Annotated in this window: 10 protein-coding genes and 1 pseudogene; 6 read left to right on the forward strand and 5 right to left on the reverse strand. The window is 73.4% G+C overall.

Annotation, left to right across the window (positions count from 1 at the left end):
- Genes QCD66_RS22305 through QCD66_RS22315 form a run of 3 tightly spaced genes read left to right on the forward strand, consistent with a single transcriptional unit; the run spans position 1 to position 6,307 of the window.
- A complete protein-coding gene (locus QCD66_RS22305; RefSeq protein ID WP_375732716.1) occupies positions 1–2,880 on the forward strand; it encodes a type 2 lanthipeptide synthetase LanM family protein in 2,880 nt (959 codons plus the stop codon).
- Positions 2,877–4,337 carry an FAD-binding oxidoreductase gene (locus QCD66_RS22310; protein ID WP_375732715.1) on the forward strand — a complete coding sequence of 487 codons (1,461 nt, stop codon included), beginning with the start codon at positions 2,877–2,879 and terminating at the stop codon, positions 4,335–4,337. The genes QCD66_RS22305 and QCD66_RS22310 overlap by 4 nt, the downstream gene beginning before the upstream one ends.
- Positions 4,325–6,307, forward strand: a complete 1,983-nt coding sequence (locus QCD66_RS22315; protein WP_375732714.1) for an ABC transporter ATP-binding protein — start codon at positions 4,325–4,327, stop codon at positions 6,305–6,307. The genes QCD66_RS22310 and QCD66_RS22315 overlap by 13 nt, the downstream gene beginning before the upstream one ends.
- Positions 6,308–6,326: 19 nt before the next feature.
- Here QCD66_RS22315 and QCD66_RS22320 read toward each other — a convergent pair whose 3' ends face one another.
- The 5 genes and pseudogenes from QCD66_RS22320 to QCD66_RS22340 form a co-directional block, all read right to left on the reverse strand.
- Positions 6,327–7,511, reverse strand: coding sequence for an AI-2E family transporter (locus QCD66_RS22320; protein WP_357539721.1), 1,185 nt, complete (start codon positions 7,509–7,511; stop codon positions 6,327–6,329).
- 49 nt (positions 7,512–7,560) lie between these two features.
- Positions 7,561–8,295, reverse strand: coding sequence for a LuxR C-terminal-related transcriptional regulator (locus tag QCD66_RS22325; RefSeq protein WP_375732713.1), 735 nt, complete (start codon positions 8,293–8,295; stop codon positions 7,561–7,563).
- Between the two features lie 29 nt (positions 8,296–8,324).
- Complete coding sequence (gene tnpB / locus QCD66_RS22330) at positions 8,325–9,704, reverse strand: IS607 family element RNA-guided endonuclease TnpB (RefSeq protein WP_407566765.1); 1,380 nt, start codon at positions 9,702–9,704, stop codon at positions 8,325–8,327.
- Complete coding sequence (locus QCD66_RS22335; RefSeq protein WP_375735692.1) at positions 9,701–10,267, reverse strand: IS607 family transposase; 567 nt, start codon at positions 10,265–10,267, stop codon at positions 9,701–9,703. Before QCD66_RS22335 ends, tnpB begins: the two co-directional genes overlap by 4 nt.
- Positions 10,268–10,948: 681 nt before the next feature.
- Positions 10,949–11,410, reverse strand: a pseudogene (locus tag QCD66_RS22340) (ATP-binding protein); the annotation flags it as partial.
- A 240-nt stretch (positions 11,411–11,650) separates the two neighbouring features.
- Here QCD66_RS22340 and QCD66_RS22345 point away from each other — a divergent pair.
- The 3 genes from QCD66_RS22345 to QCD66_RS22355 all read left to right on the forward strand — a co-directional run bounded on the left by QCD66_RS22345 (position 11,651) and on the right by QCD66_RS22355 (position 15,436).
- On the forward strand, positions 11,651–12,979 hold the full coding sequence (locus QCD66_RS22345; RefSeq protein ID WP_375735693.1) for an NAD(P)/FAD-dependent oxidoreductase: 1,329 nt from the start codon (positions 11,651–11,653) through the stop codon (positions 12,977–12,979).
- A 16-nt stretch (positions 12,980–12,995) separates the two neighbouring features.
- Positions 12,996–14,549, forward strand: a complete 1,554-nt coding sequence (locus tag QCD66_RS22350; RefSeq protein ID WP_364212130.1) for an aminotransferase class I/II-fold pyridoxal phosphate-dependent enzyme — start codon at positions 12,996–12,998, stop codon at positions 14,547–14,549.
- Positions 14,550–14,716: 167 nt separating this feature from the next.
- Positions 14,717–15,436 carry an aspartate/glutamate racemase family protein gene (locus QCD66_RS22355; RefSeq protein ID WP_364212133.1) on the forward strand — a complete coding sequence of 240 codons (720 nt, stop codon included), beginning with the start codon at positions 14,717–14,719 and terminating at the stop codon, positions 15,434–15,436.
- The last annotated feature ends 4 nt before the right edge of the window (positions 15,437–15,440 follow it).

The following is a 15,440-nucleotide window of genomic DNA, read 5'->3' on the forward strand; positions in this document are numbered from 1 at the left end:
GTGAAGGCAGCCCCGGCCCCTGGCCTCGACCGGGTCGTCGCCCGCCTCGTCGGTCCCGCACTGACCGGGCTCGCCGACGACCTGGCCGGCATCCGTGCGCTCGGAGCACACGAGCGCGACATCCTGCACCAGGTCGTCGCCAATGTGCTCCACGAGCGGGTGCTGGGCCGGGTCGGCCGGGCGCTGCTGCTCGAACTACACGCCGCCCGGCTCACCGGACGGCTCACCGCCCCGGACCCGGCCGGCCGGTGGGACGAGTGGATCGAACTGGCCTGCGAACCGTCCTTCCGCGACGTCCTGGCCGGCCGCTACCCCACGCTCCTGCCCCGGCTGGGCACCCTGGTCGACAACCAGTGCCGGGCCGGGTTGACGCTCGCCCGGCGGTTCGTCGCCGACCGGGCCGCCATCGGGCGGCTCACCGGCTCCGAGCCGGAACTGACCGACGCCGCCCTCGGCGCCGGCGACAGCCACAACGGCGGCCAGACGGTCGCCCTGATCGGGCTCCCGACCGCCCGGGTGGTCTACAAGCCCCGGTCGCTGGCGGTCGACGCGGTGCTGGCCGGCTTCCTGCGTGCGGTGCTGCCCGACGAACCCGACGGGACCCGGATCCGGGTGCCCGAGATCGTGCTCCGCGACGGTTACGGCTGGGCCGCCCACGTCGAACACCGGTACTGCGCCGACGACGGCGAGTTCCGAGCCTTCTACCGGGGCCTGGGCCACTGGCTGGCGGTGACCCGGCTGTTCGGCGCGAGCGACCTGCACGCGGAGAACCTGATCGCCGCCGGACCCGTGCCGGTCGTGGTGGACTGCGAGACCCTGTTCACGCCCCGGTCGCCGGCCCGACCCTCCGGACACGGGCAGGCGATGGACCAGGCCATAGAACTGTTGCGCACCTCCGTCCTGCGTACCGGGCTGCTGCCCGGCCGGGGCGTCGCGCTGGGCTTCCGGGGCGCCGACATGTCGGCGGCCGGCGCCCTGCCCGACGAACAGCCCGAGGTCGAGGTGCCGGTCATCGTGGACGCCGGCACGGACCGGGCCCGGATCGGCACCGCCCGGATCACCCGGCCGCCTGCGAAGAACCACCCCGGCCCGGAGCCGAGACTGCGCGAGCACTGGCGCGCCGTCGTCGACGGGTTCGACGAACTGAACCACCGCCTCACCGACCTGGACCACCATGGCCGGCTGGCCCCATTGCTCAGCGGTTTCGCCGACTGTCCGATCAGGATCGTGGTACGGGACACCGTCGTCTACGGCGAGTTGGGCGCCATGCTCTGGCACCCGTCGGCGCTGCACGACGAGCCGGCGGCCCGCCGGCGGGCCGCCGACCTGCTGGCCGGCCACGCCGCCAACAGCCCCGGCGCACCGGCCGCACCGGAGACGATCCAGGCGGAGATCGGCGACCTGCTCGTCGGCGACGTGCCGTTCTTCGGCGTGGTCGCCGGGGCGGGGCAGGTGACCGGGCCGGGCGGGACCGCCACCGACGAGGTCGGCGACCTCGTCGGATCGGCCCTGGTCCGATGGCGCGACCTGGACGCCGCCCTGGACCGGGAGGTGATCGAGTGCGCGGTCGTCAGCGCCTACCGCGACGAGGTCGACGCCCGAGACGTCGCCCACCTGCGCCCGTCCGCGCCGGTGGGCAACGCGCTCGACCGGCGCCGCCGTACCCTGGCCGCGGCGATCGTCCGGACGGTGATCGACCGGGCCATATCGGCACCGGACGGCACCGTGGCCTGGATATCGCCGACGCTCGGCCCGACCGGGATCGCGATCCAGCCGCTCGCCCTGGACATCTACGGCGGCCTGCCCGGAGTGGCCGTGTTGCTCGCCGCCCACCAGAGCGAGGTGGCCGGCGGCCGGGCCGAGCCGGTGGCCGGGAGCGCCGACCTGCTCGACCGGACCGTGCACACGCTGCGCACGATGGACGACCGGGTCGTCGCCGAGCGGCGGGAACACCCGACCGCCCGCCCCGACCCGGCCGGCGGCTACGTCGGCCACGGGTCGCGGATCTGGAGCTGGCTGCTGCTGGCCCGGTCCGGCGCCGTCGAGCCGGACGAGGCCCTGCGCCGAGCCGTCGACATCGCCGGTTACCTGCCCGAGTCGGTGGCCGCGGACGAGTTCGCCGACCTGCTGATCGGGATGGCCGGAGCCGTGGTGCCGCTGCTCCGGCTGGCCGAGGCGACCGGCGACGAACGGTGGCGCGGCGAGGCGATCGGGATCGGCGACCGGCTCGTGACGTCGGCCCGGACCGGGGAGAACGGGGCCCGCTGGGCCGGGCCGCGCTCCCCCGACGGCATCGGCGGCTTCGCGCACGGCTCGGCCGGCATCGGCTGGGCACTCGCCCGGCTCGGCACCGCCACCGACGACGCCCGGTTCGGCAAACTGGCCGAGGCCGCGTTCGCGTACCAGGAAGCGCTCTTCCTGCCCGGCGAGGGTGGCTGGCGCGACCCGCGCAAGCCGGTCGGTGTCGCCGCGAACTGGTGCTACGGCTGCGACGGTATGGGCGTGGTCGCCGCCGACCTCGGCACCGGCGACCCGTACTGGCACGGGATGCTCGAACGGGCGGCGGCGTCGGCCTGGTCCGCCGGCATGGGCGTCACGCACACCCTGTGCCACGGCGACCTCGGCAGCTGGGAGGTGCTGGATCTCGCCGTCGCCGCCGGGGTGGCGCCGGCCGGGGTGACCCGTCAGGTCGTGGACGGCTACGTGCTGAGCAGCCTGGAGCAGCACGGCCCGCGCTGGGCGATGAACAACGGCATGTTCCGGCCCGGGCTGCTGGCCGGTGCCGGCGGGATCGCCTACCAGTTGCTGCGGATGCACCCCGAGGCCACCCTGCCGTCGCTGCTGCTGCCCGATCCCCCGCTCCCCCGGCCGGTGCGTTGAGCCGGCCGATCGCCCTGGACCGGCTGGCCGCCGGCCTGGACGGCACGCTCCTGCTCCCCGGTACGCCCGGGCACGACGCCGCCCGCCGGCCGGCGATCCGTGGCCTGGTCGAGAAGGTGCCCCGGGCGGTGCTGCGCTGCGCGTCGCGCCGGGACGTCGTACGGGCCGTCGCCTTCGCCCGCGACCACGGCATGCCGTTCGCGCTGCGCGGCGGCGGGCACAGTTTCGCCGACCGCAGCAGCACCGACGGCCTGCTCGTCGACCTCGGCGGGATGGACACGGTCGAGGTGTCCGGCGACACCGTGACGGTCGGGCCGGGCACCCGGATCGGCGACCTCGCCGGCCGGCTCGCCGCCGCCGGACGGCTGGTGCCGGCCGGCTGGTGCCCGACCGTCGGGATCGTCGGCGCCGCTCTCGGCGGCGGCTTCGGCCCGTTCTCCCGCCGGTACGGCCTGACCTGCGACCACGTCGTCGCCGCCGACGTCGTCCTCGCCGACGGGCGTACGGTGCGCGCCGACGCCGACCGGCACCCGGACCTGTTCTGGGCGCTGCGCGGCGCCGGCGGCGGCCAGTTCGGTGCGGTGACCTCGCTGGTGCTGCGGACCCGGCCCGCCCCGGCCGCCACGATGTTCGCGCTGACCTGGACTTTCGAGCACGCGGCGACGCTGGTCGAGAACTGGCAGCGGTGGGCGCCGGTCGCGGACGACACGGTCAACGCCGAACTGGTCGTGGCCGCCGGCGGGCTGCCGGGGTTGGCGCCGCTCACGGTGCTGTTCGGCGTGGTGCTCGGTGGTCCGGAGCGGGCCGGAGCCGTACTGCGCCCGTTCGAGGACCGGATCGGGGCGGCCCCGCTCCGCCGTACGGTGACCGCCCTGACCGGCCGGGAGGCGACGGTCCACGACTGGTACGCCGGCATGCCGTACGCGGGGCCGCCACCGCTCGCGCCAGGCCGGCGGCCCGGCCGGCGGGTGGTGCGGTCGGAGTTCTTCGACACCCCGCTGCCCCGGACGGCGATCGAGCGCCTGCTCGACCGGCTCGCCGCCGACCGGGTGGCCGGCCAGTACCGGGAACTGGAGTTCGTGCCCTGGCGGGGCGCCTACCGGCGGGTGCCGGCGGACGCGACCGCGTTCCCGCACCGGGAGGCGCTGTTCCTGCTCGAACACAACGCCGACGTGGGTCCGGACGCCGACGACCCGGCCCGGCGGGCGGTGCACGACTGGGTCACCGGCTCGTGGTCCACGGTGCGGCCGTGGGGTTCCGGCGGGGTCTACCCCAACTACCCCGACCCCGACCTGGCCGGCTGGGCGACGGCCTACCACGGCGGCAACCTGGGCCGTCTCGCCGAGGTGAAGGCGAGATACGACCCGACGGACCTGTTCCGGTCCGCCCAGTCCGTACGGCCGGCCGGCGGGCCACCGCCGGTCGAGACACCCCGGGAGGCCACGTGGCCGCGGTAATCCACAAGACGGGCCGCGACGACGACCACGCGAAACCCGCGGCCGGGTCGTCGCCGGACGGTCCGGCCGACGGCACGCCGCTGCCCGAACTGGCGGACCTGGCCTGGCTGCGGCAGACGACCAAGGTCGCCCACACCAGCTTCTGGGCGGTGGCCCGGCGGCTGCCGCACCTGCTGCGCGAAGCGCTCGCCCTGGCCTGGGCGACCAGCCGGCGGGACACGGTGGCGTCGATCGGCCTGAACGTCACCGCCGGCGTGATGACCACGTTCGGGCTGCTGGCCACCAGCAACGTGCTGCGGGAACTCTTCGCGTCCGGCCCCACCCCGGACCGGGTACGGGCGGCGGCACCCGCGCTGGTCGTGGCGGCGCTGGCGGTGATGGCCCGCGGCGGCATGACGATCGCCGCCGGCTGGGCCCAGGGCCGACTGCGGCCGCAGATCAACTACGAGGTGGAGTCGCGGCTGTTCGCGGCCACCACCGCGGTCGAACTCGCGGCCTTCGACGACGCCGGATTCACCGAGGAGATGGACCGGGCCCGCGACCGGGGAATGGCCGAGGTCGCCGCCGTCGTCGACGACTCGGTCAACCTGGTCACCGGTGTCGTCGGGGTGCTGGCCACCGCCGCCGCGGTGACGGTCATCCACCCGGTGCTGCTGCCGTGCCTGCTGCTCGCCGCCGTCCCCGGGGCGGTCACCGCGGTCCGGATCGCCCGCCGGACCTACCTGAACATGTTGGCCCGGATCACCCGCCGCCGTCGCATGTGGATGCTCGCCACCCTGATGGCCAACCGGAACACCGCCGCCGAGGTCCGCGTCTACCAGATGCGCGACTTCCTGCTCGGCGAGTACCGGCGGATCATGGCGATCGAGAGCGCGGCGGAGATGCGCCTCGTACGGTCGCAGACCACCACCCGGCTGGGCGGCGCCGTCGTCTCCGGCGTCGCGCTGTTCGCCGTGTACGCCGTACTCGCCGGGCTCCTCCTCGGCGACGTGATCGCCCTCGCCGCCGCCGCGACCGCGCTGATCGCCCTGCAATCCGCGCTCGCCAGCCTGCGTACCGCCGTGGCCTCGACCAACTCGCTGTACGAGGACGCGCTCTACTACCAGGACTTCCGCGACTTCCTGGACCGGGCGCGGCGGCACACCCGCGCGACCGGCGGCCGGCCGGTCCCGCCCTTCGAGACCATCGAACTCGACGAGGTGAGCCTGAACTACCCGGCGACCGACACCCCCGCCGTCGACCGGGTCAGCCTGACCCTGCGCCGCGGCGAGGTGGTCGCGCTGGTCGGCGAGAACGGCTCCGGCAAGACCACCCTGGCGAAACTCGTCGCCGGGCTGTACCGGCCGACCGGCGGTGTCATCCGCTGGGACGGCACCGACACCGCCCTGCTCGACCGGCACGGCCTCGGCTCGCAGGTCGCCGTCCTGAGCCAGGACTGGTGGAAGTTCCCGTTCACCGTCACCCAGAACATCACCGTCGGCCGGCACGACCGCCGCCCGGACCAGCCCGGGCCGACGGTCGAGGCGGCCGCCCGGGCGACGGCGGCACACGACATGATCGTCGACCTGCCGTACGGCTACGACACCCTGCTCGACCGCGAGTTCAAGAACGGTCAGGACCTGTCCGGCGGGCAGTGGCAGCGGCTGGTCGCCGCCCGCGGCCTCTACCGCGACGCCCGGCTGCTGATCTGCGACGAGCCGTCGGCCGCCCTCGACGCGCGCGCCGAGCACGCGCTCTTCCAGCACCTGCGCCGGCATCCGGAGCGGACGATCGTGTTGATCACCCACCGGCTGGCCAACGTCCGGCACGCCGACCGCATCTACGTGATGCGCCGCGGCCGGATCGTGCAGCAGGGCAGCCACGACGAACTGGTCGGACGCGACGGGCTCTACCGCGAACTGTTCGAGCTGCAGGCCAGCGGATACCTGCCGCAGGACGGTCCGGCGGCACCCGCCGAGCGCCGGCCCTGACCGGGCCGGGTCGGGCCGGTCAGACCGTCTCCCCCGCCGGCAGGCCCTTCCCGGTCTCCGGTGCGGCCCGGCCGGTCTCCGGGGCGGTGTCGTCCGGGTCGGGCGGGGTGCTCTCCGGCGCGGTGTCGGCCGCCTCCGGCGACGGGTCGGCGAGCTGTTCCCGCACGTAGTTCCACAGCACCGCGATCAGCGCGGCGACCGGCACGGCGAGCAGGCTTCCGACGATGCCCGCCAGGCTGCCCCCGAGGGTCACCGCCAGCAGGACCACCGCCGCGTGCAGGCCGAGCCCACGGCTCTGCAGGATCGGCTGGAACACGTTCCCCTCGAGCTGCTGGACCACGATGATGATGGCCAGCACGATCAGCGCGTCCGTCGGACCGTTCGACACCAGCGTGACGAGCACCGCGACGAACCCGGCGAACAGGGCGCCGACGATCGGTACGAACGCCGAAACGAAGGTCAGCACCGCCAGCGGCAGCACCAGCGGCACGCCGAGGATCCACAGGCCGAGGCCGATGAACACGGCGTCCAGCAGCCCGACGATCGCCTGGGAGCGTACGAACGCGCCCAGGGTGTCCCAGCTCCGGGCGGCCACCACCGGAACGTCGAGGGCGAGCCGGCCGGGCAGCTGCCGGGTCAGCCACGGCAGGAACCGTGGGCCGTCCTTGAGGAAGAAGAACATGAGGAAGATCGCCAGCACGGTGGTGACCACGCCGTTGACGACGGTGCCGACGCCGGTGAGGGTGACGGTGATGATGCTGCCGACGCTGTCCTGGACACTGGCGATGGCGGTGTCGAAAGCCTGGGTGACCTGGTCGTCGCCGATGTTCAGCGGCGGGCCGGCGGCCCACTCACGCACCTGCTGGATGCCGGCGACCACCCCGTCGACCAGTTCGGCGGACTGCGACGCCACCGGCACCACGATCAGCACCACGGTCCCGGCCGCGACCAGGAGGAAGAGCACCGTCACGGCGGACGCGGCCAGGGCGGGGCGCCAGCCGTGCCGGCGCAGGAAGCGGGCCAGGGGCCAGGTCAGCGTCGTGAGGAGCAGGGCGACGACGACCGGCCAGATCACCGACCACGCCCGGGCCATGATCCACAGGGTCACTCCCGTCATCAGGAGGACCAGCAACATCTGCAGCGAGATCCGTGCGGACGCGCGCAGCGCGGCCTGGGTCTTCGCGGAACTCAGCGGGGCGGACATGGGAACACCCTAAACAGGTGCGGGTAGCGGTCCCACCGGCCGGCGGCCCTCAGCCGGGCGTCGCGTCGGCGGCCATCCGGCGGATCAGCTCGGTGCGCGAGCCGATGTCGAGTTTGCGGAACACCCGGCCGAGGTGGAACTCGATGGTCTTCGGGCTGAGGAACAGCGCGGCGGCGACCTCCTTGTTGGTGCGGCCCTCGGCCACCTGCTGGGCGATCTGGAGTTCCTGTGGGGTGAGCTGGTCGCCGGCCCCGGCCGTCGCCCGCCGGATCTTCTCGCCGGTGGCGCGCAGCTCGCGCCGGGCCCGTTCGGCCCACGGCCCGGCCTCCAGCCGGTCGAAGATCTCGTGGGCCCGCCGGAGCTGCTCCCGGGCCGCCAGCTTGCGGCCGCCGCGACGCAGCCGCTCGCCGAAGCTGAGTCGGGTCCGGGCCAGCGCGTACGCGTCCGGCAGCGTCTCGTGCAGCGCCAGCGCCCGCCGGAACTCCGCCTCGTAGCCGTCCTCGTCGGCGAGCAGGCCGGCGCAGCGGGCCGACAGTGCGGCGCCCCAACGCGGGCTGGGCCGGGCGCCGTACTCCAGCCAGCGGTCGTACGCCCGGCGGGCCCGGTCGAGGTCACCGCCCATGGCGTGGATTTCCACGAGTTCGGGCTCCGGGCTGACGTCGCGGTCGTACCAGCCGGCGGCGTGCAGGTCGGCGGCCACCGCCGTGAAGCGGTCGACGGCCGCCGGGATCCGGCCGAGGGCCAGGGCGAGCTGGCCGCGGGCGAACTCCGCCTCGGCCCGCATCGGCAGGTTGTTGTGGAAGCCGTTACCTCTCAGTGAGCTTTAGTGAGCTCACGATCGGTAGTCCTGCCTTGCGGCGGGACGGTCCCGGTCTGACCCGCTGACGCGGTGCCGGGTTCACGCTTCGACGCCACCCGCCCGCGTACGCGGGTCTTCTGGTCGGCTCCACGTGCTGCCACCGGGCCACTCCCGGCAGTGTCGAACTCAGCCGCCAGGGCGGCCAGATTCGCGGCGGCGTTGTGGTCGCGGTCGATGACCAAACCACACGCCTGACACACGTACTCACGCTCGGACAGAGCCAGCTTGGTTTTCACCGTGCCGCAGCCCGAGCAGGTCTTCGAGGATGGATACCAGCGGTCGGCGATCAGCAGCCGGCCACCGTTCCACAAGGTCTTGTACGCCAACTGGCGGCGGATCTCCGCGAAACCAGCGTCGGCGACATGCCTGGCCAGCTTGCGGTTGGCGAGCATGCCCGAGACGTTGAGGTCCTCGACCACGACCGTGCCGACAGTGGCGGCGACGCGGGTGGTGAGCTTGTGCAGCCCGTCGCGGCGCAGGTTCGCCACCCGGGCGTGTGCACGGCCGAGCCGGCCTGCCGCACGCTCCCACCGCTTCGACGCACGTCGGCCGGCGCGCCGGTCCGGGCCAATCTTGCGGGACAACGCCCGGCCGAGCTGCCGCAGCCGGGTCTGCACAGCGGCGAGATGGCGCGGGTTGTCGACCAGCTCCCCGGTGGACAGCACCGCGAGGTGCCTGATACCGACATCCACGCCGACCACGGTGCCCGGCCGGGCCGCAGTGCGGGCGGTGCGCTCGACCTCGACGGTGAACGACACGTGCCAGCGTCCGCCGTCACGACGCACGGTCGCGGACATGATCCGCGCCGTGCCCGCCTCGAGGCGGCGGGCCAGTTTGCGGGCAGACTCGTGCAGCTTCAACCGGCCCAGCCGGGGCAGCACCACATGCATCCGATCGGCCTCGACCCGGATCGCCCCCGTGGTGAACCGCACAGACGGTGTGGTACGCCGACGGGACGCGAACCGGGGAAAGCCCACCGGCCGCCCGGCTCGCTTGCCCGACCGGGAGCCGGCCCAGTTCTTCAACCCGCGGGCCAGGGCGTCGAGGCCGGTGTTGAACGCCTCCTTGGACACCTCCGCCCACCACGGCGCCACCTCGGGCTTGGCAGCGTTCCACGCCTTGCGCAGCCCGGCAAGCGACCACGACAGCGACGGCGTAAGCAACTCCTCCGACACGCCGTAGGTACGCTCCGCGGCGCGCTGGTCCATAACCGCCTTGACCCGCGCGAGCGCCCAGTTGTACGCCACCCGCGCCGCCCCGGCGTGCGCAAGCACGTCGCGCTCCTGCCCGGGATTAAGGTCAAGGGCATACCGGTACGCCTGAACCGTCCTCACGCCGGGTCGCCTCCGGTGGCTACTTCAACGGCCCGGCGGGCGCGGTCCGCCGCGGCACGGCGACCGTACAGGCGGGCGCACAACGATGTCAGGATCTCGGTGACGTCGCCGACCAGGTCGTCATCGACTCCGGCCGGATCGACCACCAGCAGCCGGCGCCCCTGCGCGGCCAGGGCAGCCTCCACGTACTCGGCACCGAACCGGGCAAACCGGTCCCGGTGCTCGACCACAACCGTCGTCACCCGCGGGTCACGCAACAGCGCCAGGAACTCCTTGCGCTGCCCGTCCAGTACGGAACCGACCTCGGTCACCACACGATCCACAGCGAGGCGCTGTCCCGTGGCCCAGACGACGACCCGCGCGACCTGCCGGTCCAGGTCGGCTTTCTGGCCAGCCGACGACACCCTGGCGTACACCACCGTCTGCCCGGCCCCCACGGCCGCGCCGGCCAACGGTTCACCAACCATGATCAGCCGACCCAGCCGGTATGCGGGAACGGGTACCCGGGTGGCCTCGTCGGGCGTGAGCCGGGCGGCCCGTTCGAGCGCGACGGCGGCGGCCACGTGGCCGGTACGGGCCTGGGCGCGTTCGGCGGTCTCGGCCAGGGCGGCGGCGACCGACTCGTCGGGGCCGAGGGCGGCCTGCGACAGGTGCCAGGTGCGCCGTTCCGGGTCGGTGTCGGCGGCCGTCGCCTGGGCGAGGCTGTGGTGGGCGGTACGCCGGTCGGCGGCGGCGGCCGACTCGTAGACGGCGGCGCGCATCAGCGGGTGACGGAACCGGACCCGGCCGTCGGTGACGCCGACCAGGCCGGCGCTCTCCGCCAGTTCGAGCACGTCGATCCCGAGCCCGGCGCAGGTGAGGGCCTTGCCGACCACCTCGATCCGGTCGTCGGTGGCGGCGGCGACCACCAGCGCGGCCCGGCGGACGTCCGGGTCCAGCGTGGCGACCCGGCTGGCGAACGCGGCGCGGATGCGTTCGCCGACCGGGACCGGGGCGCCCGGCGCGCCGGTGTCGAGCCGGTCCGGCGGGAGCAGGTCGACCAGCTCGACCAGGGCGAGCGGGTTGCCGCCGGTCTCCCAGTGCAGCCGGCGCGCGGTGCCGGCGGCGATGTCCCGGCCGGCGGCGCGGGTGAGCAGTTCGCGGGCGTCGGGCTCGTCGAGGCCACCGAGCCGCAGTTCCTCGAAGCCGGCGGTGTCGAAGGCGGCCCCGTCGCCGTCGCGTACGGCGACGACGAAGGCGACCCGGTCGGCGGCGAGCCGGCGGGCCGCGAACCGGACGGCCTGCGCGGACGCCTGGTCGAGCCACTGGAGGTCGTCGACGCGGACCAGCAGCGGCCGCTCCTCCGAGGCGGCGGCGAGCAGTTCCAGGGTGGCGGCGCCGACGACGAACCGGTCGTTGTCGGGGGCCGGGGCGAGGCCGAGCGCGCCCCGCAGGGCAGCCGCCTGGAAGTCGGTGAGGCCGGCCAGGTGCCGCAGCAGCGGGCGGCACAGCTCGAACAGGCCGGAGTATTCCAGCTCGGCCTCGGCCTCGATGCCGGCGGCCGAGACGACGGTCATGCCGTCGGCGCGGGTGGCGGCGTATCTCAGCAGTTCGGTCTTGCCGATGCCCGCCTCGCCGCGCAGCACCAGGGCCCGGCTCCGCCCGCCACGGGCCTGGTCCAGCAGCGCGGTGATCCGTTCCCGCTCGTCCCGCCGTCCGATCAGCACCCGGCCAGTATCCCCGGCGGGCCGGTGCCGGGGACTTCCCCGAACAGTCGGTGATGTGACCGTGGCCGCCGTCGCCGACCCGGACGAATGCGTCGGGACCGGCTTCGTCCGGGCACCGTGCCCACACCGTTATTGATCCACAACGGACGTTGACTGGCTCCACAGTGGATCTGGGCTATGCTCCTCGCGGCCGTCCCCCGGGCAGCACGACATGCCCGCACCCCCGCCGACGAAGGACCGATACGGATGTACGACGCGATAGTGATCGGTGCCCGCTGCTCGGGCGCCTCCACGGCGATGCTGCTCGCCCGGCAGGGACACCGAGTGCTGGTGGTCGACCGGTCGACGTTCCCCAGCGACGTCATCTCGACGCACTTCCTCTGGCCGCACGGGATGTCGTACCTGAACCGGTGGGGGGTCCTCGACCAGGTGCTCGCGGTCACCCCGGCGCAGACCACGATCAAGGTGGTCAACGACGGCATCCCGCTGACCGGCTCGGTGCCGGTGGACCTGCTGCGGGAATACTTCCGGGACCTGCACGGCGACGACACGGGCGTGGTGCAGAGCTACGCCTCGATCCGGCGCCGGGTGCTCGACCAGATCCTCGTCGAGGCGGCCGCCAAGGCCGGCGCCGAGGTACGCACCGGCTTCGCCGTACGCGAGCTGATCCGCGACGGCGACCGGGTCGTCGGCATCCGGGGCCGTACGGCCGACGGCCAGACGGTCGAGGAGCGGGCCCGGATCGTGATCGGCGCCGACGGGCGGAACTCGTTCGTCGCCCGCACCCTCGACCTGCCGAAGTACGACGAGCGTCCGAAGTGCACGTTCGCCTACTGGAGCTACTTCTCCGGTTTCGATCTCGGCCCCGCCCAGTTGCACCGGCGCGGCCGGCTCGCGAGCGCGGTGGTGCCGACGAACTTCGAGCAGAACATGGTCCTGGTGTGGGGGCCGAGCGAGTGGTCGCGGGAGTTCCGGCGCGACGTGGCCGGCAACTTCCAGCGGGCGCTGGACTTCGTCGCCCCCGAGGTCGGCGAGGTGGTCCGCACCGAGGGGACCCGGGAGGAGCGGATCTACGGCACGCTGGACCAGGCCGGCTTCCTGCGGCCGCTGCACGGGCCCGGCTGGGTGCTCGTCGGCGACGCCGAGTGCTTCAAGGACCAGTGCACCGCGATCGGGATGACGCACGCGTTCCGGGACGCGGAGCTGGTCGCCGCCGCCCTGGGCAGGTGGCTGCGGGGCGAGGTGCCGGTCGACGAGGCGATGGCGGGCTACGAGAGCCGCCGGCGCAGCCAGAACGCGGCCGCCTACTACGACTACGTGTGCACGCTGGCGGAGATGCGGCCGTACCGGCACGACGAGTTGCAACTGTTCGTCGCGCTGCGCGGCAACCAGCAGGAGACCGACCGGTTCATCGCCACGCACGGCGACGTCGCGCCGGTCTCGGAGTTCTTCCAGGCGTCGAACCTGTTCCTGCTCAACGACGCCGCCAAGGAGTCCTCGGCCGGCCACGCGATCTTCGACGACTTCGCCGCGACGTCGCGGTCGTACCAGCAGAACCTCTTCGCCTGACCCCGGGAGACGTACCGTGACCACGCAACTGCACCAACGAGAAGACGGCGAGCTGATCGAGATCATCCTCGGGGCGGCCCGGCGCGGCGATGTCGCGGCCATGGCCGACACCGCCGCCGAGGTGTCCGAGATGACCCGCAACTGGGCGGGCCACATCCCCTGGGACGAGTTCCCGCTCCTCGACGGCGCCGACGACGAGCTGGCCCGGGTCATCGCCGATCTGGAGGAGATGTGGGAGCCGGCGCACCTGCGCAACCCCGTCGACCCCGACGAGGAGTACGCGCTGGACAAGAACGCGTACGACTTCTACCGGCCGGCCGGGCGGAACCTGCTGACCCGTACCGAGGACTTCTACGGCTGGGTGGAGGCCCGCCGGCGGACCGAGACGTGGCAGTACTCGCGGGTGCTGGAGGCGGCCCCGAACAGCACCGCCCAGATCACCAACGACCTCGGCCGGCGCACCCGGGGGATCAACTTCAACTCGCAGGACTACCTGTCGTTCAACACCCACCCGGCCATCCGCGCCGCGGCGGAACGGGCACTGCACGACTACGGGCCGCACAGTGCCGGCTCGCCGATGGTGCTCGGCAACACGCACATCTCCAACGAACTGGAGGCCGCCCTCGGTGACCTCGTCGGGCTGGAGCACGTGACGCTGTTCCCGACCGGCTGGGCGGCGGGCTTCGGCGCGGTCGTCGGCCTGGTGCGCCAGGAGGACCACATCCTGATCGACCGGCTGGCCCACTCCTGCCTGCAGCAGGGGGCCCGCGCCGCGACCCGCAACGTGGTGCGTTACGAGCACCTCAACGTCGAGGCGGTGCGCCGGCACCTGGTCGAGATCCGCGCCCGGGACACCCGCAACGGCATCCTCGTCGTCACCGACGGCCTGTTCTCGGTCGACGCCGACTATCCGGACCTGGTCACGCTGCAGCGGGTCTGCCGGGAGTACGACGCGACCCTGCTGGTCGACGTGGCGCACGACCTCGGCGCGATGGGCCCCGGCGGCACCGGCGTGCTCGGGCTGCAGAACCTGCTCGGCGAGGTCGACATCGTCATGGGCGCCTTCTCGAAGACGTTCTGCTCCAACGGCGGGTTCGTGGCGTCGAGGTCACCGGCCCTGAAGCAGTACATCAAGATGTTCGGCGGCTCGCACTTCTTCTCCAACGCCCTGTCGCCGGTGCAGACCGCCGTCGTGCTCGAGGCGACGAGGATCGTCCGGTCGCCGGAGGGGGACGCGCTGCGGGCCCAGCTCTTCACCGCCATCGACGCGCTGCGCGACGAGCTGACCACCCGCGGGCTGACCTGCATGGGCGAGCCGTCGCCGATCGTGCCGCTGCTGATCGGCAACGAGAAGCTGGCCCGCACCGCCAACCGGCTGCTGTTCGACCGGGGCGTACTGGCGTTCATGGTGGAGTTCCCGGTCACGCCGACCGGGTCGTCGCGCTTCCGGCTGCAGGTGCAGGCCAGCCACCGCCCGGAGGAGGCCCGCGAGGCGGCCCGGATCATCGAGGGTGCGATCGCGGACTCCCGGGCCTACCTGTCGAGCGCGTTCGGCAGCGCGCCGAGCTAGGCCCGCCGGCGCCCGCGGTGGTCAGGCAACCCCCGCGGGCGCCGGAACGACCTCCGTCCGCGTTGGTGGCGGCTGCTCCGGCACGTAATGTCGTCTCCTCGGCACCACCGCGGTGCCCGGGACGATGGTGGGGCACCGGACCCACTCCTGGCGCGGGAGGGCCTGGAATGCAGCTGATCGGTCTGCTCGGCGGCATGAGCTGGCAATCGACCATGGAGTACTACCGGATCCTCAACGACCTGGTCCGGCAACGCCGCGACGGCCTGCACTCCGCCCGCTGCCTCGTCTACTCGGTCGACTTCGCGGCCATCGAGGCGATGCAGGCCGAGGGGCGGTGGGACGACGCCGGCACCGTCCTGGCGTCCGCCGCCCGGGCGCTGGAGGACGGCGGCGCCGACTTCATCGTCCTGTGCACCAACACGATGCACCGGGTCGCCGACCAGATCCAGCGGTCGGTCACGATTCCGCTGCTGCACCTCGGGGACACCACCGCGGCGGCGGTGAAGGGGCGGCACATCCAGACGGTCGGGCTGCTCGGCACCCGGTTCACCATGGAGCAGGCGTTCTACCGGGACCGGCTGGCCGCGCACGGGCTCCGCGTCGTCGTGCCCTCGGAATCCGACCAGAAGATCGTCAGCGACATCATCTACGACGAACTGTGCCTGGGCGTGGTCCGGCCCGAGTCCCGCGCCGCCTACCGGGAGATCATCGGAAAGCTCGTCGACGAGGGCGCCCAGGGTGTCATCTACGGATGCACCGAGATCGAACTGCTGGTCGACCAGAGCGACAGCGCCGTACCGGTGTTCCCGACCACGCGGCTGCACTGCGAGGCGGCGGTCGACCGCGCGACGGGACCGGGTCCGGTCCGGCGCCCCGAACTGCCGTAGGGCG

This window comes from Polymorphospora sp. A560, from assembly GCF_045781765.1.
GTDB lineage: Bacteria > Actinomycetota > Actinomycetes > Mycobacteriales > Micromonosporaceae > Polymorphospora > Polymorphospora lycopeni.

What these genes read in the sequence shown, in the direction of transcription:
- QCD66_RS22320 (WP_357539721.1), bottom strand. Translation starts at nt 7,511, where the DNA reads ATGTCCGCCCCGCTGAGTTCCGCGAAGACCCAGGCCGCGCTGCGCGCG.
- QCD66_RS22325 (WP_375732713.1), bottom strand. Translation starts at nt 8,295, where the DNA reads ATGCGGGCCGAGGCGGAGTTCGCCCGCGGCCAGCTCGCCCTGGCCCTC.
- QCD66_RS22355 (WP_364212133.1), top strand. Translation starts at nt 14,717, where the DNA reads ATGCAGCTGATCGGTCTGCTCGGCGGCATGAGCTGGCAATCGACCATG.